The organism is Streptococcus mitis (assembly GCF_000722705.1).
Taxonomy (GTDB): domain Bacteria; phylum Bacillota; class Bacilli; order Lactobacillales; family Streptococcaceae; genus Streptococcus; species Streptococcus mitis_P.
Genome location: NZ_JPFW01000008.1, coordinates 282,697 through 300,392 on the forward strand (window position 1 = coordinate 282,697; position 17,696 = coordinate 300,392).

Here is a 17,696-nt window from a genome sequence, read left to right on the forward strand (position 1 = left end):
TTTTTTAATTCCAGTCCTGTGTCCATTCATCCTTGATGGCATGATAAGCTGCAACAGGATCTTCAGCTTGGGTAATGGGACGTCCCACTACGATATAGTCACTACCGATTTGATAGGCATCAGCAGGTGTCATCACACGTTTTTGGTCTCCAACTGCAGCTCCCTGAGGGCGAATCCCTGGTGTCAGACAGATAAAATCTGGATTGGTTGCCTGCTTGATGAGTTGAACTTCCTGAGCTGAGCAAACGACACCATCCAAGCCTGCTTCAGCTGTCTTCTTGGCATAGTGAATCACAGACTCTTGCAGGCTGGTTTGGATATTTTGAAAATCCTGCATCTGAGCTTCTGATGTTGAGGTCAGCTGTGTTACAGCAATCAACTTCGCTTGACTTCCAAGACCTTCACGCGCCGCCTTCATCATCTCTACACCACCAGCTGCATGAACATTGGTCATGTCCACACCAAGCTGAGACAAGACCTTCATGGCTGACTTGACTGTATTGGGAATGTCATGAAGTTTGAGATCAAGAAAGACGCTGTGACCCAGACCTTTCAAGTAAGATACAATCTCAGGACCCGTTGCGTAATAAAGCTCCATCCCTACCTTGAGATAAAGGCTTTCTTCTGCTGGAAAAAGAGCTAAGAATTCCTTGACTGCCTCAAAACTAGGAAAATCAAGAGCAATGACTGGACGATGTTCTCGCATAGGTTTCTCCTTCTACCTTTGCTAGTGAGAGAGTCTGGGCAACAGAAGCCACGAAAAAAGGAACCTGCCAACAGCAAGGTTCCACGAAAAATGGGTAGTCTCCACCCTTTCACCGTCTAACCTTAGCTGCCTCTCTGGACTGCTTTAAAGGTTTTCTATTATTCTATTATTTCTACTAGCACTTGTCAAGTAAAAACATGCAACTAAAGAGCTATAGGAGAAAAGGTAAACCTAGCGGCGTGATGAACGCTGACTTGTTTGGTTCCGATTGCTTTCTTCCTCCAATTTTTTCTTCTCTTCTTCCAATTTATTCTGCTGTTCTTCCAGCCTTTTCTTCTCTTCCTCTTTCTGTTTCTTCTCAGCTTCCTTGGCCTCTTGTTTGGCTTTTTCCTCTGCCTCCATAATTAATTTATCCGCAATAGTGTAACTGTAGATTCCAGCTTCCATGTCGACCACACTTGGTTCTGACAATTGTGGCTTAATCTTACTATAGTAAGGCAATTTCTTACTCATTTCAGACAGGGGAACCAAGACTTCGTCCGAATCATTCATAGTCAATCGAATTAAATCTGAAGTGACCTTACTTGGGGCTAGTTCCACCTTTTGGATAGCCGCCTTGAGTTCTGGGCTAATTTGAGAAAGTTCTGACGTAAAGGTCTTGATTTGTTCGCTGTCATTAAAGAGAACTGACAAATAAGTTTCTGGCAGACTAACCAAGCTCACAGAACTGGTCTCAAGCTGACCACTGGAAAGAATAGGATAATGATTTTCACCAGAAACATAGTAGGCAACAATATCATATTCCTTAACCTTGATAGTAAACTTAGTTGGAAATTGATAGACAAGCTGAGCTGATTCAACCCAATAATTAGACTTGATCTGTTCTTCATATTTTGCCTTATCTAGCAGAAGGTTAATCGTATAATCCGAATCCTGAATACCTGAAGCCTGTCGAATATCATCATCTGTAGTTTGTACCGTTCCCTCAATACGGATATCCTTCATAGTCGCATAAGGACTGAGTAAGTAGGCAGAGACAATCAATAAAAGCAGACTTGGAAATAAAATCGTTAAGGCTCGCAAGATATGGAGGCCAGGAATCTTTGCTTTGGCTGGTTTTTTCTTTGTAGCCTTTTTAGCAATGTTTTTATCCTCTTTCTTTGGCTCTTTGGATTTTGGTTCTTCTTTAGTTGCTTCTTTTTTGGCGTCTTCTGACTCTTCTACTTTTTCTTTAACATCTTCCTTAGCTGACTCTGAGTCATTTTGATCAGAGTCACTCTTCTGGTCTTGCTTGTCCTCTGATTTCTCAGATTCTTCTCCCATTCGAGCTTGTCTTTCCTTTTCTTTCTCCTCAGCTAGGGCCGCCTCTTCTTCAGCCTTCTTTTTTAGATATTCTTGGTTTCGTTTCTGCCATTCTGATAACTCTTTAAATTCTTCGAGGATTTCTTTGCCCTCATTTTTCTTATCTTTTGACATTTACTTTCCTTATGATAAATCTTTTTTCAACAATTGATAAAAATCTGCTAGAGATTTCAATTCCTTAGAAGCCTTCATCTTAGCTTGATAGTCTTCCTTGTGGCTTAGTAAGTGAGAAATCTTCTCTTCCAAACTGTCCAAGGTCAAATCGCTTTCTTGAAGCTCTTCTGCATAGCCTTTCTTAACAAAGTAAGCCGCATTTTCAATCTGGTCTCCACGACTAGCTTCCCTACCAAGTGGCACAATAACATGTAATTTCGCCATGGCCAAGAGCTCAAAAATCGTATTGGCACCACCTCGTGTCACAACAATGTCAGCCAATTCCATCAAGGATTGATAGAGATTGGTCACATAGTCAACACGAAAGAGATTTTGGCTCAACTCGTTCAGGCTAGAATCTCCAGTTAGGTTGATAATATTGTAGCGCTCTGTTAGTTCTTTCTTATGGTCTATCACCAATTGGTTAAAGACTCGAGCACCTGCAGAACCACCGACAAATAATACAGTTGGCAATTTGGGATTAAAATGGGTTTGGATATCCACCAATTCATCTGGTTCTGAAGTGTTTTGGTCTGAAACCTTGGTCACTGCTCCCACATGCTCGACCTTAGCCAAGCTTGAAGCTTGCTCGAAGGTTGAATACATCTTCATCGCAAACTTATAGGCAATTTTATTGGCCAAGCCCATAGACAGGTCAGATTCGTGAATAAAGACTGGTACTCCTGACACACGCGCTGCGATAACAGGCGGTACTGAGACAAAGCCCCCCTTTGAAAAAAGAGCCTGTGGGCGAAGTCGCAACATAATAAAGAGCGACTGGACAATTCCCCAACCAACTTTGAAGACATCCAGCATATTTTTCCAAGAGAAATAGCGACGCAATTTCCCAGTCGCAATGGAGTGGAAGGTGACATCTAGACCTGACTTGAGGATTTCTTGGTGTTCGATACCACGTTTGTCCCCGATATAGTGGACTTCCCAGCCATCTTCGATGAATTTGGGTATTAACAAAAGATTGAGGGTGACGTGTCCAACTGTCCCCCCACCTGTAAAGACAATTTTTTTCATATTATTCCTTTAACTCCGCTACTGTGTCGATAAAGAGGTCGCCACGTACTTCAAAGTTAGCATACATATCCCAGCTGGCATTGGCAGGACTAAGAAGAACTACATCTCCTTGAGTCGCTAGCTCGTAGGCCTTGCGGGTCGCATCTGCAATATCAGTGGCATCCACATAAGACACACCAGCCTTGTCTGCTGCCCGTTTGACACGTTCTGCAGACTGACCGAGAATGACCATCTTCTTAAGTCCAGTAATGTCTGGTACCAATTCATCAAACTCATTGCCACGGTCCAAACCACCTGCAATCAAGATGACCTTGCTGTTGTCAAATCCTGACAAGGCTTTTTGAGTCGCCAAGATATTGGTTGACTTGCTATCATTATAGAATTTGACACCCTTGATTTCATCCACAAATTGGAGACGGTGTTTGACACCACCAAAGGCTGAAAGAGTTTCCTTGATGGTTTGATTGTCTACACCACGGAGCTTGGCTACTGCAATAGTCGCAAGGGCATTTTCCACATTGTGGCTACCTGGAACACCGATTTCACTAGCCGCCATAACCACTTCTCCACGGAAGTAGAGCTGGCCATCTTCCAGATAAGCACCATCAACCTTTTCCTGTGTTGAAAATGGAACAACAGTGGCTTGTGTTTTGCTAGCCAACTCTTTTGCCAAGTCTTGGTTAAAGTTCAAAATAAGGAAATCAGCTGCTGTCATCTTGTTTTGGATATTCCACTTGGCTGCCACATATTCCTCAAAAGAACCATGATAATCGATATGAGTTGGCATGAGGTTGGTAATAACCGCAATCTCAGGATGGAATTCTTGAACACCCATGAGTTGGAAAGAAGAAAGCTCCATGACAAGCGTGTCCTTGTCTGTAGCACTTTGAGCCACTTGACTGGCAGGATAGCCAATATTTCCTGATAAGAGACCATGTTGGCCAGCAGCAGTCAAAACTTCCCCAATCATCGTCGTTGTGGTTGTTTTACCATTTGAACCAGTAATACCAACAATCGGTGCTTCTGAAATCAAGTAAGCCAATTCCACCTCAGTCAAGACTGGAATACCTTTGGCCAAAGCCTTTTCAATCATGGGATTGCTGTAGGGGATACCTGGATTTTTCACCATAAGGGCAAACTCTTCATCCAAGAGTTCCAAAGGATGACCGCCTGTGATGACCTTGATCCCTTCTTCCAGCAAACTTTGGGCAGCTGGATTGTCCTCAAAAGGCTTCCCATCATTTACTGTCACAATGGCACCTAGCTTGTCCAACAAACGAGCTGCAGATTCACCAGACTTGGCCAAACCTAAAACAAGGACTTTCTTATTTTTAAATTGATCTATTACTTTCATGTCTCGAACTCCATTTCTACTCTTACTATTTTACCATTTTTATGGAAATAAAAAAGCCACAAAGTGTGTTTGTGACTCTTTCTTCTAACTGATACTCTTCGAAAATCTCTTCAAACCACGTCAGCTTCGCCTTGCCGTATATATGGTTACTGACTTCGTCAGTTTCATCTACAACCTCAAAGCAGTGCTTTGAGCAGCCTGCGGCTAGCTTCCTAGTTTGCTTTTTGATTTTCATTGAGTATGAATCTTTCCATATCATCTATGTGATAAATCGGTAACTCGAATGACTTGGTCCACTTGCTCCCAAATCAGAGGATTGTGGGTCGCAATAATAATGGTCCGATTCGGATTTTTTAAAGATTCTAGGATGGAAAGTAATTCCTCAGAGTTTTTGGGGTCTAGTGAAGCGGTTGGTTCATCTGCGAGAATCAAAGGTGGATCCTTTAAGATTATCTTCGCTAGTGCAACACGTTGTGCTTCTCCTCCTGATAATTCAAAGATAGGTTGCTTTAAATCTAAATAAGAGAGGTTGACACGGTTTAGAGCTTGTTTCATCAAAGAGATTTTCTCTTTTTCTTTCAACTTTTTACCAACTAAACCCAGATTGAGATTCTCTTTGACGGTTTGGCTTTCAATTAAGCCAAAATCTTGAAATAGGTATCCTAAGTAATCTCTAAAGAAAACAGAAGGCTTAATGTCTTTAAGAGAGGTGCTATCATAGATGATTTGCCCTTTGTCATATGGCTCTAATCGTCCAATCATATTCAAGAGTGTTGTCTTACCACAGCCACTTGTACCGATTAAGGCATAAATTTTCCCACCTTCAAAATGAAGATTTGTATCTGAAAATAGCTGACGGCTTCCAAATTTTTTAGATATATTCTTTAGTTCAATCATCCTATTTTCCTTTCATAATTGTCATAGAAACACGAGATTCTTTCTGCGCTTGACGGTAAAGCGTCAAAATTGCACTAGCTAGAAAGACTAATAAAGTGAGCAAGCCAATCACCAAGTCTCGACTGCTTAAAATAAAGAGACTAGCACCAAATACAAAACTGGCAAATTGGCTAACCATATACTGAGCATGTGTTTCAAAAAATCGTAAACCTGAAATTCGTTTAATCAAGATATCTCGGCGGAATTGCTCGAAATATAGAAGATTGACAGAATAAAAGAGTAACAAGGAACTAGCTATTCCAACAATAGCTCCTATGATTAAAGTTGCTGTTTCAGTTTGCACTTCATTATAACGAGTTAGATAAACACTTCTTCCTTCTTTAAGATAGGATACTTGCTCATAAATTCCAGCTTTCTTCAAGAGTTTAATCCCATCTTCATATCCTTTGACAAAGATATTCTTACCAGCATTGATAGACCACATATATTTAGAAATGATACTATCACCTATAGATGTTGGAGTAAATACAACTAAAATCGGATCAGTCAAATACTGAGTGGATACGGGATTCTCACCGTTATTATAAACAAACCGCTTTTCTCCAGTTGGAAGATAACTAACAATCGCTCTCATTTCATACTCTAAAGGAGCACTTGCCTCCTCACCAGATTTTCCATAATCACTCAATTTTTCTTCAAAAACTTTCTTAAGTTCTGCTTCTCGAGAGCGCAAATGTTCTGGGAGCAAGAGGATAAACTCACCTTTTTGGAGATGGGCTAACTTCTGTTTGGTCTCAGCATCTACCACGACCTTTTCCTTGTCCAAATAACTGGGACTAACATAGAGCGTATTAGCATCTGGACTATAGGTATCCAGTGTCTCTCCCTGTTCATTTTTTCTTTGTTCATTTTTTCCTTGAGGATTGGCAAAATGAATGAGATTATCTTTTACAAATAAAGCCTGTTCTTCTTCGATTGCTTCCTTGGCAAAGGCATACCACTTATTCTGATTTTCTGTATCTTTTACTCTATCACCTAAGCCAAAAGAAATTTGATAATAGTCTGCTCTATCCTGCCATGCTTGTTTTGAAATTTCAAGTTCTTTCAATCGTTGGTAAGACGTCAAACCTGTCTTAACAGCGTAGCCTACTGTAAAAACAGCTACTAACTGACACAATAGGGTTAAAGCCATCAAGCGTTTAAGGGGTAATCTTCCCTTAATAACGGGAACTAATGCTTTGTAACTCAAACTCATTAGATAAAGGAGCATTAGTAAAATTGAAATCCCCAATAAAAACAAAAGATAAAAACTAATCCCAAAACCATAGGTGGCTAACAAGATAGGATAAAACAAACCTTGACTAAAAAGAACGACTCCCCCACCTAGGAAGGAAAGGAGGGCTGATAGAAGGAGCCATTTGATATCAGTAGATAAAGAATGCCCCATGATGGATAAGAGAGTCTGACCAGAAAAGAGTTTTATACCTGCTGCTCTCATTTCCTTAATCCTAGTGATAATCACTAAAGCAAAGAAAGATAAGCCAAATATTGCTAAACTAATTAAAATAAGGGGATTTAGTAATATTTGAAAAGCAAGAAAATAGGGCGGTATCTTTCGGTCAGGAATTGCTTTATAACCCAAATCTCCTAATTTATCGGCAAGCTTTTCTTTCGTCAAGGAGCCTGATAAAAGGAGATAACTATTTAGCGGATCACTACGTTCACGACTTTCTTGACTAGCTTCTTGGAATTCTTTTGGTAAAGTTCCCTGACCATAAGTTGCATAAGCAAAGTGAGTCGTCCCATCCTTACTCGGCTCTACGATTCTTCTAGCTATTAAACTCTGTTCTGAGTTTGCAAAATTCTCCAATTCCTGTTCAAATACCTCACGCGTCGGTTCCTGAGTATCCTTTTTGACACGAAGTAAGGAAACGGAATCATAGCTTGCAAATAAATATTGTGGCGCACGTAAGACAATAATCCAAGCAAGGAAGAAGCTGAGAAAAAAAGTTGATAATAATATGAATAGTTTCTTCATAGTAGACTCCTTATAAACAAAATTCCCCTTGCAATTTCTTACAAAGGGAATTATCTAAGAAAACTAAATATTAGTCGTCATAATCATAGTAAAATGATACTTGTTCCCCAAATTTAGTCCAAATCCAAGCCTCTGAAGTTTCTCCTGCAACTGCTTCTCCTTTATTTGAATGACTATCCCATCTACTTACAAGAGAAGAATAATGATATTTTTTACCATGATAGTAATTTGAAAAAGCCCAACCACCTCCTGAGCCTTCTCCATATGTCCATACTCCTCCATCTGGATATTGTACAGCGGCTGATGCAGCTCCCAATAATGTAAAGCTTGAAATAAGAGCTAGAGCAAGTAATCTATGTTTTTCGTTTTCATTTTATTTTTCCTTTCAAAAAAAGCACACCCTGAGTGACAACACGACAAAATAAATCCTCCTCTCTCTTTTTTGAAACCGTTTTCTTTATAAAATAATGATAACATTTTAATTATTATATGTCAATTAATTTTAAGTAAATTAAAAAATTTTTTTCAAATGAACTATTGTAATAATAAAAAATAGATGTCATTAAAAAATTTTATTCCAGCTTTTCCCATTCATATTATCCAAGCAAAAGAGATGATGTTAACTAAAAGGCAATTCAAACTATTGTAAAATTCCTAGCAAAAAAGAGAGCCAAAACTCTCTTTTATCTTCTTTTACTTTTATGGACCGACATGAGGGTAATATCTCGCAAGCTAAAGTATGCTAAGGTCAGCATAGCGACTGCGATGAAGAATTCTGTCGGTAGCTGAAAGATTTGCAGGACAGACAACATGAGCAAAATCAAGAGTGCTACGAAAGCAAAGACGACAAGGACGATATTAACTGTCCCTTTAATGCTTTCTGGTGTCGCAAATACATAGAGTAGTAATAAGAGGATTCCTATGATTAAATAAACCATCTTTATCTCTTTCTAGCTCTTATTCAGCTGATTTTTTCTTCTTGTTAGCTTTCTCACGCTCTGCCTTGTTAAGGATTTGTTTACGCAAACGGATAGACTCAGGCGTTACTTCCATGTACTCATCGTCGTTCAAGAACTCAAGAGACTCTTCAAGTGTCAAGATACGAGGTGTCTTGATAACAGCTGTTTGGTCCTTAGTAGCTGAACGAACGTTGGTCATTTGTTTAGCCTTAGTGATGTTAACTGTCAAGTCGTTTTCACGAGAGTTTTCACCGATAATCATTCCTTCGTAAACCTCAGTACCTGGGTTGACAAAGATTGTTCCACGTTCTTCGATAGACATGATTGAGTAAGTTGTAGCCTTACCAGCATCAATAGAAACAAGGGCACCACGGTGACGTCCACCAATTTCACCTGGAATCAATGGCAAGTATTGATCGAAGGTATGGTTCATGATACCGTAACCACGAGTCATTGACAAGAACTCAGTTGAGTATCCGATCAAACCACGCGCTGGAACAAGGAAGACCAAACGAGTTTGACCATTACCAGTTGAAATCATATCCAACATTTCACCCTTACGTTCAGAAAGGCTTTGGATAACAGACCCTTGGTATTCTTCTGGAGTGTCGATTTGTACACGTTCAAACGGCTCACATTTAACACCATCAATTTCTTTTACGATAACTTCTGGACGAGATACTTGAAGTTCATAGCCCTCACGACGCATTGTTTCGATAAGGATTGACAAGTGCAATTCTCCACGTCCTGAGACAGTCCATTTATCTGGTGAATCAGTTGGGTCAACACGAAGGGAAACGTCTGTTTGCAATTCTGCTTGAAGGCGCTCTTCAACCTTACGAGAAGTTACCCATTTACCTTCTTTACCAGCAAATGGTGAGTTGTTGACCAAGAAAGTCATTTGAAGAGTTGGCTCATCGATGTGTAGGATTGGAAGAGCTTCGATTGCGTCTGTCGGAGTAATGGTTTCCCCGACAAAGATATCTTCCATACCAGAAACAGCAATCAAGTCACCCGCTTTAGCTTCCTGGATTTCACGACGCTCCAAACCAAAGAAACCGAAGAGTTTTGTAACACGGAAGTTTTTAGTTGTACCGTCAAGTTTAGAAAGGGTAACTTGGTCCCCAACCTTAACAGTACCACGGAAGACACGACCGATACCGATACGTCCAACGAAGTCATTGTAGTCCAAAAGTGACACTTGGAATTGCAAAGGCTCATCTGAGTTATCTACTGGAGCTGGGATATGGTCGATAATGGTATCAAAGATTGGTGCCATCGTAGTTTCTTGATCAGCTGGATCGTCTGACAATGAAGAAGTTCCATTGATAGCTGAAGCATACACCACTGGGAAGTCAAGCTGGTCATCATCTGCACCAAGCTCGATGAAAAGTTCTAAGACTTCGTCCACTACTTCCGCTGGACGAGCTGATGGTTTGTCGATTTTGTTAACAACCACGATTGGAACCAAGTCTTGTTCCAAGGCTTTTTTCAATACGAAACGAGTCTGTGGCATTGTTCCTTCGTAGGCATCTACGACCAAGACAACACCGTCAACCATTTTCATGATACGCTCAACTTCTCCACCGAAGTCCGCGTGTCCTGGTGTATCCATGATGTTGATACGAGTTCCGTTGTAGGCAACAGCTGTATTTTTAGCAAGGATGGTAATTCCACGCTCTTTTTCGATATCGTTTGAGTCCATAGCACGCTCTGCCAATTCAGTACGTGCATCAAGAGTCTCTGATTGTTTCAATAATTCGTCAACGAGGGTTGTTTTACCGTGGTCAACGTGGGCGATAATCGCAATGTTACGGATATCTTCTCTTAATTTTGTCATGATTTCCTCTATAGTATTCAAAATTTATTTTCTAACTGAACGATTATACCATATTTTCAAGTAAATAACATAACTCAAGCAAGTGTAAATGTTTTCACTCTGCTTTTCTTTTCGCGTCAAGCCTTTTCAAAGCAAGCGACTTATGATAAGATAGGCACAGTATGCGTTTAGATAATTTATTAGCCCAAGAAAAAATCAGCCGAAAGACCATGAAGCAAGCGCTTCTCAAAGGGGAAATCCTAGTCGATGGTTGCCCAGCCCGCTCCCTAGCTCAGAATATCGATACAGGGCTACAAGAACTCCTTTTTCAGGACCGAATCATTCGAGGTTATGAGCACACCTATCTCATGCTTCATAAACCTGCTGTTGTCGTGACAGCCAACAAAGACAAGGAACTCCAAACCGTCATGGACCTTCTGTCACCTGACATCCAGTCTGACAAGCTCTATGCCGTCGGCCGACTGGACCGAGATACGACGGGACTCCTCCTCTTGACTGATAACGGTCCTTTGGGCTTTCAGCTCCTCCATCCCCAATATCATGTCGATAAGACCTACCAAGTTGAGGTTAATGGCCTCCTGACACCTGACCATATTCAAGCCTTTCAAAAGGGAATTGTCTTTTTAGATGGTACTATCTGTAAACCTGCAAGGCTAGAGATTCTATCTGCAAGCCCTTCTCTCAGCCAAGCCTCTATCACTATTTCAGAAGGCAAATTTCATCAGGTCAAGAAAATGTTCCTGTCAGTTGGCGTCAAAGTCACCTCTCTCAAACGTACTCATTTTGGGCCTTGGAGTTTGGATGATCATCTAAAAGAAGGGGACTATCGACCCCTAAACTCAGAAGAATTAGCAAACATTCGTGAATTTCTCAGAAAAAGTGGTTAAAAAATGAGCTCGGAAATATCCAAGCTCGTTTTCTTATTTCTCAACTTTGACTTTCCCTTTCCAAGAATCCAAACCATAAGAAAGGATATAAATCTCAGAAAAACCTTGTTTTTTCAAATAAAGGGCTGCATTTGTCACACGTTGCGCACGTTGGTTTTCGTAAAGAAGGACAGGTTTATCTTTACGAAGGGCTGCAAGACTAGTCTTCAACTGACTTGAAGGAATATTGCGTGCACCAAGGATATGTTTTCTATGGAATTCAGCTGGGTCGCGCAAATCAATCAATTGACCCGTACGAATCAAGGCTTCAAACTCCTCATTGTCTACAATTTTAGCCGCACGGCGAATACGCAGATAGTTAAAGCCCATCCACGCCAACATTGCCAGTATAAGTGCCCACAAAATCCAAGTAACCATTAGTTCTTTTCTCCATTTTTTTCAATATAATCCAATTCTACCTTGTGCTCTCTGCGAAGAACCGCTTCTGCTTCTAGATAGTCTAGTTTATCCATCAACCCTGCATCGTAAATACGCGAGAGTTCCAGCTTCATCAATTCAATATCATATAGGCGTTTTCCCATGTAAACAATAATACCAAATCGTTTGAGGAATTGCTGCACATCATAGAATGTTTTCATAAGACTCATTCTAGCAAAATTTTGAGTTTTTTTCAAGAAGAGACCTACACAATGCTCCTGATTTTCCTATCTTCTTTGGCGATTCTGACGCAAGTGTGGTACAATAAAAACATGAGAATTCAACAATTACACTATATTATCAAAATCGTCGAAACTGGCTCCATGAATGAGGCAGCCAAGCAACTCTTTATCACTCAGCCAAGTCTTTCCAATGCAGTGAGAGATTTGGAAAATGAGATGGGAATTGAGATCTTTATCCGTAATCCTAAGGGTATTACCTTGACCCGTGATGGCATGGAGTTCCTCTCTTATGCCCGTCAGGTTGTCGAGCAAACTCAGCTTCTAGAAGAACGCTATAAAAATCCTGTCGCCCACCGTGAACTCTTTAGCGTTTCATCTCAGCACTATGCCTTTGTGGTCAACGCCTTTGTATCGCTACTTAAGAAAAGTGATATGGAAAAATACGAGCTCTTCCTTCGTGAAACGCGGACTTGGGAGATTATCGACGACGTCAAGAACTTCCGTAGTGAGGTCGGTGTCCTATTTTTGAACAGCTACAACCGTGATGTTTTAACAAAAATGCTGGATGACAACCACCTGCTGGCTCACCATCTCTTCACAGCCCAGCCTCATATCTTTGTCAGCAAGACCAATCCTCTGGCAAAGAAAGACAAGGTCAAACTGTCTGATTTGGAAAACTTCCCTTACCTCAGCTATGACCAAGGGACTCACAACTCCTTCTACTTTTCAGAGGAAATCCTTTCCCAAGAGCATCACAAGAAATCCATCGTGGTTAGTGACCGTGCCACCCTCTTTAATCTCTTGATTGGTTTGGATGGTTACACCATTGCGACAGGGATTTTGAACAGTAATCTTAACGGAGACAACATCGTTTCCATCCCATTGGACATTGACGACCCGATTGAGCTGATCTATATCCAGCATGAAAAAACCAGCCTCTCTAAGATGGGCGAACGCTTTATCGACTATCTTCTAGAAGAAGTCCAGTTTGATAGTTGAGAAATAATAAGAACCAATATGCAGGCCAGCAACAACCTACGCATTGGTTCTTTTTTACTTATAATTAAAAGTCTCCCCTGCCAACTTATCAGCTAGCTTGGGAAAGAGGGTATAAAACTGATGGGCTAGGTTCAACAAGACTGGAAGATTGAGTTCTCGTTTGTTTTTTCCTATACACTTAACAATCTTTTTAGCCACTGCATCTGGTTCTAGCAGGAAGCGGTCAACCGACTTGAGATAGGTTCCATCTGGGTCGGCTTGGTCAAAAAATCCTGTGCGGATTGGTCCTGGATTGACCGTTGTTACATAAACACCGTAAGTCATGAGTTCGAGACGCAGAGCATTTGAAAAACCAATGGCCGCAAACTTGGTCGCTGAGTAGAGGCTGGACTTCCCAGTAGCTATTAGACCTGCCATACTAACGATATTGATGATATGACCTTTTCGGCTTTCCTTCATACGAGTAGCAAGGCGACGAGACAAGTTCATCAAAGCAAAGGTATTGACCTCGAACATCTGATGAATATCTTGGTCAGAAATCTGGTCAAATTCCTCAAAAATCCCGTAACCAGCGTTGTTAATCAAGATATCAATCTTGCCATAACGGAGATAGAGGTCTGCTACCAGAGTTTCTAAGGCTGAATCATCGGTAATGTCTATTTCAATCAATTCTGCATGGGGATGATTTCCGTAGAGTTGGGCTAATTTTTCCTTATTTCTACCAAGCAAGATGAGTTGGTCTTCTGGTAAAAGTTTGACCATTTCTTGGGCTAGACCACCGCTAGCTCCTGTAATCAGAATAGTAGGCATACTTATCCTTTCTCAGTCTTTTAGATTTCCACTTCTTCCAAGTCTTTGACTACATGCACATTTTCAAAAATTGTGGCAGCATCATTCTTGAGCTTACTGATATCTTTTGAGAGGAAACGGGCACTGATATGGTTGAGCAGGAGGCGTTTGGCACCTGCTTCTACTGCGACCTCTGCTGCCTGCATGTTGGTTGAGTGGCCGTGATTGCGAGCAATTTTTTCATCGCCCTTACCATAAGTCGACTCGTGAACTAGGACATCAGCATTGACAGCTAGACGCACACTAGCACTGGTTTTGCGGGTGTCACCAAGAATAGTGATAATTTTACCCGAACGGGGCGCTGAGATATAGTCAGCAGCCTTGATTTTAGTCCCATCTTCGAGAACAACATCCTGACCGTTTTTGATTTTTCCAAAAAGCGGACCAAATGGGACACCAGCTGCCTTGAGTTTTTCAGCATCCAAAGTTCCTTCTAAATCCTTTTGGATAACACGATAGCCAACACAGAAAATAGTGTGATCCAATTCTTCTGCATAGACTGTAAATTTATCGGTCTCAAGGATTTTCCCTAGAGAATCTTGGTCAAACTCATGGAAATGAATGCGGTAGGGCAGACGAGAACCTGACACACGAAGACTGGTTAAGACAAAGGACTTGATTCCTTGCGGTCCATAGATTTCCAAATCTGTCTGCTCTTCATTGGCTTGAAAGGCACGGCTAGAAAGGAATCCTGGTAGGCCAAATATGTGGTCTCCATGCAGGTGAGTGATAAAGATTTTACTGACCTTCCGTGGTCGAATTGTGGTTTCCAGAATGCGATTTTGCGTTCCTTCTCCACAGTCAAAGAGCCAAACTTCGTTAATCTCGTCCAAGAGTTTCAGGGCGAGACTTGAAACGTTGCGGGCTTTAGAGGGCTGACCAGCCCCTGTTCCTAAAAATTGAATATCCATTCGATACTTTCTAATTAATCAATATATAACATAGCTGTGCGATTTTCCGATCGGAAATAGCGCTTGCCAGAAAAAGCAGCAGCTTCTTGCAGTAAATCCTCTTGGCTGTAGCCTTTGAGACGTTTGCGACCATCAGCCAAGCTTTCCAAATCCGTCAAAGCTGTGAGACTCTCCATGCTAACAACTTCCTCTTCCCCGACAGACTTCAAGTAAATCTTTCCAGATTCATCAAAGACTAGCTGATGGGGGAAAATTTGCGCAATCTCAAAGAGCAAGTCATCTGAGATTACTTCCTTATTTTCAGAAAAAATCCGCCCCAGACCCTCACTCTCATAGCAAAAACCAAAGGATTTACCAGACAGATTAAGGCGAATAAAGGGCTTACTTTCTAGAGTGAAACTTGGCTCAGCATTGTAGAGATTTAGTTCCTGACTGACTTCTCCAAAATAATCCGTCGCAGCCTCAGGACTTTTTTTCTGGTAGAGTTCTGCAAAGTAAGCATTGACCACACTTGGCGGAGGCGTGATGAGTGCCAACTGCTCCTGCTCTGTTTTACCAGCTAGAAGTTGATCCAGATAGACCTTATCCAGACTTGTATAACCTCCATACTTTAGAGCCAAAGTTTTAATATCAGTCATAAAATTCTTCTAACCTCCATTTATTTTTCTCGGAAATGTAGCCTGTAATGACTTCCCCGTCATCCTGATAGTCGCGTTCTTCCAGAATCGCAACACTTTCTAAATCATGAATCTTGTAAGACTTTGAAAAAGGCACGCGCAGGGTAAATCTCTCAAAAATCTCCTTGATTTTCTCTAAAAATAAAGCCTGCAAGTTCTCACGACTATCCTCAGACTTGGCAGAAATGAGGGCATAAGGCGTTTGGGTAGGCGTGAAATCCTCCACCAAATCCGCCTTATTATAAAGAGTCAGGCGAGGAATATCTTCCATATCCAAGTCTTTCATGATGGACAGGACTGTTTTTTCATGCTCCTCGTGGTAAGGATTGCTGGCATCAATAACATGAACCAGAAGGTCCACATGCTTGCTTTCTTCCAAGGTTGACTTGAAACTAGACACCAACTCTGTTGGTAAATCTTGGATAAAGCCAACAGTATCCGTTAAAGTCACCTGTAGATTTCCTCCCAAATGGATACTCTTAGTTGTTGCATCCAGAGTCGCAAAGAGCTCGTCAGCCTCATACTGGGTCTTACTGGTCAAGGTGTTCATGATAGTTGATTTCCCAGCATTGGTATAACCAATCAAACCAATCTTAAAGGTGCTAGACTCCAGACGTTTTTCTCTGACAGTCGCCCGATTTTTCTCAACCACCTTGAGCTGACGCTCTATATCCGTGATTTGATTGCGAACGCTACGACGGTTCAGCTCCAGCTGGCTTTCACCAGGCCCACGGGAACCAATTCCCCCTGCCTGACGGCTGAGCATAATCCCCTGACCAACCAAGCGAGGCAAGAGATACTTGAGCTGGGCTAGGTGGACTTGGAGTTTGCCTTCATGGCTTCGAGCTCGCATGGCAAAGATATCTAGAATCAACTGCATACGGTCAATGACCTTAACACCCAGAACTTCTTCTAGATTGACATTTTGCCGTGGAGTTAAACGGTTGTTGACGATGACAGTGGTAATTTCTTCTGCATCCACCATGAGCGCAATTTCTTCTAACTTACCAGAACCGACGAAGGTCTTGGAATCATATTTTTCACGTTTTTGTCTGTAACTATCTACAACGACTGCCCCAGCTGTCTTAGCTAGACTGGCCAATTCTTCCATAGAGAGATCAAAATTGTCCATGCCCTGCAATTCTACACCGATGAGCAGGACGCGTTCCTCTTTTTTCTCTGTTTCAATCATCTAAAAACTCCTCAATCTGGCTAAAAATACGCTCCTGCACACCAGACTCTCCAATCTGATAAAAGGTGACCTGCATGCGATTACGGAACCAGGTCAACTGACGCTTGGCAAAACGACGAGTCGCCTGTTTAAGACTCTCACTAGCTTCCTCCAAGGTCTGCTCTCCACGGAAATAAGGAAAGAGTTCCTTATAGCCAATGCCTTTGGCAGCCTGCACAGCAGGGTAATGGTCATAAAGCCACTTAGCCTCATCCAAAAGACCAGCCTCAAACATCAAATCCACTCGGTGGTTGATACGTTCATAAAGCTGACTACGTTCATCATCCAAGCAGATAATCAGCGGTTCATACAAGGTCTCTTGATTTTCCAAATCCTGACTAAAATGGGCAATTTCCAAGGCACGCATAGCACGACGACGATTAAACTGAGGAATTTCAAGGCCTGCTTGCTCCACAAGATAGGCTAATTCCTCATCTGTATAAGGCTCCAAACTAGCCCGATAAGCTAAAATCTCCTCATGGGGAGTCTCCCCACCTAGATGGTAACCTTCCAACAAGCTCTGGATATAAAGCCCAGTTCCACCAGCGATAATGGCTAGCTTGCCACGGCTGTGAATATCCTCAATAGCTATCTTAGCTTCTGAAACAAAATCAAAAGCCGAGTAAGACTCGGTTACCTCTCTAACATCGATTAAATGATGGGGAACAGCTGCCTGCTCCTCTGGGCTAGCTTTAGCCGTCCCAATATCTAGACCACGGTAAACCTGCTGACTATCGCCACTCACAACTTCCCCACCAAAGTGCTTGGCCACTTCAATGGCAAGAGCCGTTTTCCCAACAGCAGTCGGTCCAACAATCACAATTATTTTTGTTTTCATCTTTTTTCCTTGAAAAATTCCCATTTTTTCGTTACTATTATTATAACACAAAAAGGTCAGTCAGAAAAATGTGACCTCTTGAGGAGGCTGGCTGATTAAGAAGATAAAGGAGGAAGACTCATGGCTAAAGGATTCGCTAAAGGTCTTGTAACAGGTGTCGCAGGAACTGTCGCTGCAGTCGCAGGTGCAGTATACGCATTTAAAAAGAAAGTGATCGAACCAGAAGAGCAAAAAGCAGCTTTCATCGAAGAAAACCGTAAAAAAGCAGCTCGTCGCCGCGTATCACGTTAAGAAACAAAAGAAGTTG

The 17,696-nt window shown here is 41.6% G+C and carries 20 protein-coding genes; 3 read left to right on the plus strand and 17 right to left on the minus strand.

Going from position 1 to position 17,696, the window contains the following annotated elements; translation table 11 throughout:
- Positions 1–4 precede the first annotated feature (4 nt).
- The 10 genes from pyrF to typA all read right to left on the minus strand — a co-directional run bounded on the left by pyrF (position 5) and on the right by typA (position 10,338).
- A complete protein-coding gene (pyrF, locus tag SK642_RS06560) occupies positions 5–706 on the minus strand; it encodes an orotidine-5'-phosphate decarboxylase (RefSeq protein ID WP_033684018.1) in 702 nt (233 codons plus the stop codon).
- Between the two features lie 231 nt (positions 707–937).
- Positions 938–2,182 carry a cell division protein FtsQ/DivIB gene (locus SK642_RS06565; protein WP_033684020.1) on the minus strand — a complete coding sequence of 415 codons (1,245 nt, stop codon included), beginning with the start codon at positions 2,180–2,182 and terminating at the stop codon, positions 938–940.
- Positions 2,183–2,191: 9 nt separating this feature from the next.
- Positions 2,192–3,250, minus strand: a complete 1,059-nt coding sequence (locus SK642_RS06570) for a UDP-N-acetylglucosamine--N-acetylmuramyl-(pentapeptide) pyrophosphoryl-undecaprenol N-acetylglucosamine transferase (protein ID WP_033684022.1) — start codon at positions 3,248–3,250, stop codon at positions 2,192–2,194.
- 1 nt (position 3,251) lies between these two features.
- The gene (gene murD, locus SK642_RS06575) at positions 3,252–4,604 is read right to left on the minus strand and encodes a UDP-N-acetylmuramoyl-L-alanine--D-glutamate ligase (RefSeq protein ID WP_033684023.1); all 1,353 of its coding nucleotides are present in this window, start codon (positions 4,602–4,604) and stop codon (positions 3,252–3,254) included.
- Positions 4,605–4,629: 25 nt separating this feature from the next.
- Positions 4,630–4,839: a hypothetical protein gene (locus SK642_RS10945; protein ID WP_049524124.1), complete on the minus strand. Its 210-nt coding sequence runs from the start codon at positions 4,837–4,839 to the stop codon at positions 4,630–4,632.
- Positions 4,840–4,859: 20 nt separating this feature from the next.
- Entirely contained in the window at positions 4,860–5,501 is a 642-nt protein-coding gene (locus SK642_RS06585; protein WP_033684024.1) for an ABC transporter ATP-binding protein, read from the minus strand.
- 1 nt (position 5,502) lies between these two features.
- A complete protein-coding gene (locus SK642_RS06590; protein ID WP_033684026.1) occupies positions 5,503–7,539 on the minus strand; it encodes a bacteriocin-associated integral membrane family protein in 2,037 nt (678 codons plus the stop codon).
- A gap of 70 nt (positions 7,540–7,609) precedes the next feature.
- Positions 7,610–7,855 (minus strand): lactococcin 972 family bacteriocin, encoded by a 246-nt coding sequence (locus tag SK642_RS06595; RefSeq protein ID WP_033684028.1) that lies wholly within the window; start codon positions 7,853–7,855, stop codon positions 7,610–7,612.
- Positions 7,856–8,222: 367 nt separating this feature from the next.
- Positions 8,223–8,477 carry a DUF3165 family protein gene (locus SK642_RS06600; protein ID WP_033684032.1) on the minus strand — a complete coding sequence of 85 codons (255 nt, stop codon included), beginning with the start codon at positions 8,475–8,477 and terminating at the stop codon, positions 8,223–8,225.
- A gap of 19 nt (positions 8,478–8,496) precedes the next feature.
- The gene (gene typA / locus SK642_RS06605; RefSeq protein WP_033684034.1) at positions 8,497–10,338 is read right to left on the minus strand and encodes a translational GTPase TypA; all 1,842 of its coding nucleotides are present in this window, start codon (positions 10,336–10,338) and stop codon (positions 8,497–8,499) included.
- A gap of 161 nt (positions 10,339–10,499) precedes the next feature.
- Between typA and SK642_RS06610 the strand changes: the two genes are divergently transcribed.
- Entirely contained in the window at positions 10,500–11,225 is a 726-nt protein-coding gene (locus SK642_RS06610; RefSeq protein ID WP_033684036.1) for a 16S rRNA pseudouridine(516) synthase, read from the plus strand.
- Between the two features lie 33 nt (positions 11,226–11,258).
- Here the strand turns inward: SK642_RS06610 and SK642_RS06615 are convergent, their stop codons facing one another.
- Positions 11,259–11,642 carry a rhodanese-like domain-containing protein gene (locus SK642_RS06615; protein WP_000259257.1) on the minus strand — a complete coding sequence of 128 codons (384 nt, stop codon included), beginning with the start codon at positions 11,640–11,642 and terminating at the stop codon, positions 11,259–11,261.
- Positions 11,642–11,872 (minus strand): YqgQ family protein, encoded by a 231-nt coding sequence (locus SK642_RS06620; RefSeq protein WP_001808324.1) that lies wholly within the window; start codon positions 11,870–11,872, stop codon positions 11,642–11,644. Before SK642_RS06620 ends, SK642_RS06615 begins: the two co-directional genes overlap by 1 nt.
- Positions 11,873–11,974: 102 nt before the next feature.
- Between SK642_RS06620 and SK642_RS06625 the strand changes: the two genes are divergently transcribed.
- On the plus strand, positions 11,975–12,883 hold the full coding sequence (locus SK642_RS06625; RefSeq protein WP_033684245.1) for a LysR family transcriptional regulator: 909 nt from the start codon (positions 11,975–11,977) through the stop codon (positions 12,881–12,883).
- Positions 12,884–12,937: 54 nt separating this feature from the next.
- On the opposite strand, the gene SK642_RS06630 is transcribed toward SK642_RS06625, so the two are convergent.
- The 5 genes from SK642_RS06630 to miaA are packed head-to-tail and all read right to left on the minus strand — an operon-like array spanning position 12,938 to position 17,389.
- Positions 12,938–13,693 carry an SDR family NAD(P)-dependent oxidoreductase gene (locus SK642_RS06630; protein WP_033684038.1) on the minus strand — a complete coding sequence of 252 codons (756 nt, stop codon included), beginning with the start codon at positions 13,691–13,693 and terminating at the stop codon, positions 12,938–12,940.
- 20 nt (positions 13,694–13,713) lie between these two features.
- Entirely contained in the window at positions 13,714–14,643 is a 930-nt protein-coding gene (rnz, locus tag SK642_RS06635; RefSeq protein ID WP_033684040.1) for a ribonuclease Z, read from the minus strand.
- Positions 14,644–14,657: 14 nt separating this feature from the next.
- A complete protein-coding gene (locus tag SK642_RS06640) occupies positions 14,658–15,281 on the minus strand; it encodes a cystathionine beta-lyase (RefSeq protein ID WP_033684047.1) in 624 nt (207 codons plus the stop codon).
- Positions 15,274–16,512, minus strand: coding sequence for a GTPase HflX (gene hflX / locus SK642_RS06645; protein ID WP_033684048.1), 1,239 nt, complete (start codon positions 16,510–16,512; stop codon positions 15,274–15,276). Before hflX ends, SK642_RS06640 begins: the two co-directional genes overlap by 8 nt.
- Positions 16,505–17,389, minus strand: a complete 885-nt coding sequence (gene miaA, locus SK642_RS06650; protein ID WP_033684049.1) for a tRNA (adenosine(37)-N6)-dimethylallyltransferase MiaA — start codon at positions 17,387–17,389, stop codon at positions 16,505–16,507. Before miaA ends, hflX begins: the two co-directional genes overlap by 8 nt.
- A 120-nt stretch (positions 17,390–17,509) precedes the next feature.
- Here miaA and SK642_RS06655 point away from each other — a divergent pair, with 120 nt between their 5' ends.
- Positions 17,510–17,680, plus strand: a complete 171-nt coding sequence (locus tag SK642_RS06655) for a DUF3042 family protein (RefSeq protein WP_001051780.1) — start codon at positions 17,510–17,512, stop codon at positions 17,678–17,680.
- Positions 17,681–17,696: the final 16 nt, after the last annotated feature.

Excerpts from the sequence above, each read along its gene's own strand:
- pyrF (WP_033684018.1), bottom strand. The coding sequence starts at position 706 with ATGCGAGAACATCGTCCAGTCATTGCTCTTGATTTTCCTAGTTTTGAG.
- SK642_RS06565 (WP_033684020.1), bottom strand. The coding sequence starts at position 2,182 with ATGTCAAAAGATAAGAAAAATGAGGGCAAAGAAATCCTCGAAGAATTT.
- SK642_RS06570 (WP_033684022.1), bottom strand. The coding sequence starts at position 3,250 with ATGAAAAAAATTGTCTTTACAGGTGGGGGGACAGTTGGACACGTCACC.
- murD (WP_033684023.1), bottom strand. The coding sequence starts at position 4,604 with ATGAAAGTAATAGATCAATTTAAAAATAAGAAAGTCCTTGTTTTAGGT.
- SK642_RS10945 (WP_049524124.1), bottom strand. The coding sequence starts at position 4,839 with ATGAAAATCAAAAAGCAAACTAGGAAGCTAGCCGCAGGCTGCTCAAAG.
- SK642_RS06585 (WP_033684024.1), bottom strand. The coding sequence starts at position 5,501 with ATGATTGAACTAAAGAATATATCTAAAAAATTTGGAAGCCGTCAGCTA.
- SK642_RS06590 (WP_033684026.1), bottom strand. The coding sequence starts at position 7,539 with ATGAAGAAACTATTCATATTATTATCAACTTTTTTTCTCAGCTTCTTC.
- SK642_RS06600 (WP_033684032.1), bottom strand. The coding sequence starts at position 8,477 with ATGGTTTATTTAATCATAGGAATCCTCTTATTACTACTCTATGTATTT.
- typA (WP_033684034.1), bottom strand. The coding sequence starts at position 10,338 with ATGACAAAATTAAGAGAAGATATCCGTAACATTGCGATTATCGCCCAC.
- SK642_RS06610 (WP_033684036.1), top strand. The coding sequence starts at position 10,500 with ATGCGTTTAGATAATTTATTAGCCCAAGAAAAAATCAGCCGAAAGACC.
- SK642_RS06615 (WP_000259257.1), bottom strand. The coding sequence starts at position 11,642 with ATGGTTACTTGGATTTTGTGGGCACTTATACTGGCAATGTTGGCGTGG.
- SK642_RS06620 (WP_001808324.1), bottom strand. The coding sequence starts at position 11,872 with ATGAGTCTTATGAAAACATTCTATGATGTGCAGCAATTCCTCAAACGA.
- SK642_RS06625 (WP_033684245.1), top strand. The coding sequence starts at position 11,975 with ATGAGAATTCAACAATTACACTATATTATCAAAATCGTCGAAACTGGC.
- SK642_RS06630 (WP_033684038.1), bottom strand. The coding sequence starts at position 13,693 with ATGCCTACTATTCTGATTACAGGAGCTAGCGGTGGTCTAGCCCAAGAA.
- rnz (WP_033684040.1), bottom strand. The coding sequence starts at position 14,643 with ATGGATATTCAATTTTTAGGAACAGGGGCTGGTCAGCCCTCTAAAGCC.
- SK642_RS06640 (WP_033684047.1), bottom strand. The coding sequence starts at position 15,281 with ATGACTGATATTAAAACTTTGGCTCTAAAGTATGGAGGTTATACAAGT.
- hflX (WP_033684048.1), bottom strand. The coding sequence starts at position 16,512 with ATGATTGAAACAGAGAAAAAAGAGGAACGCGTCCTGCTCATCGGTGTA.
- miaA (WP_033684049.1), bottom strand. The coding sequence starts at position 17,389 with ATGAAAACAAAAATAATTGTGATTGTTGGACCGACTGCTGTTGGGAAA.
- SK642_RS06655 (WP_001051780.1), top strand. The coding sequence starts at position 17,510 with ATGGCTAAAGGATTCGCTAAAGGTCTTGTAACAGGTGTCGCAGGAACT.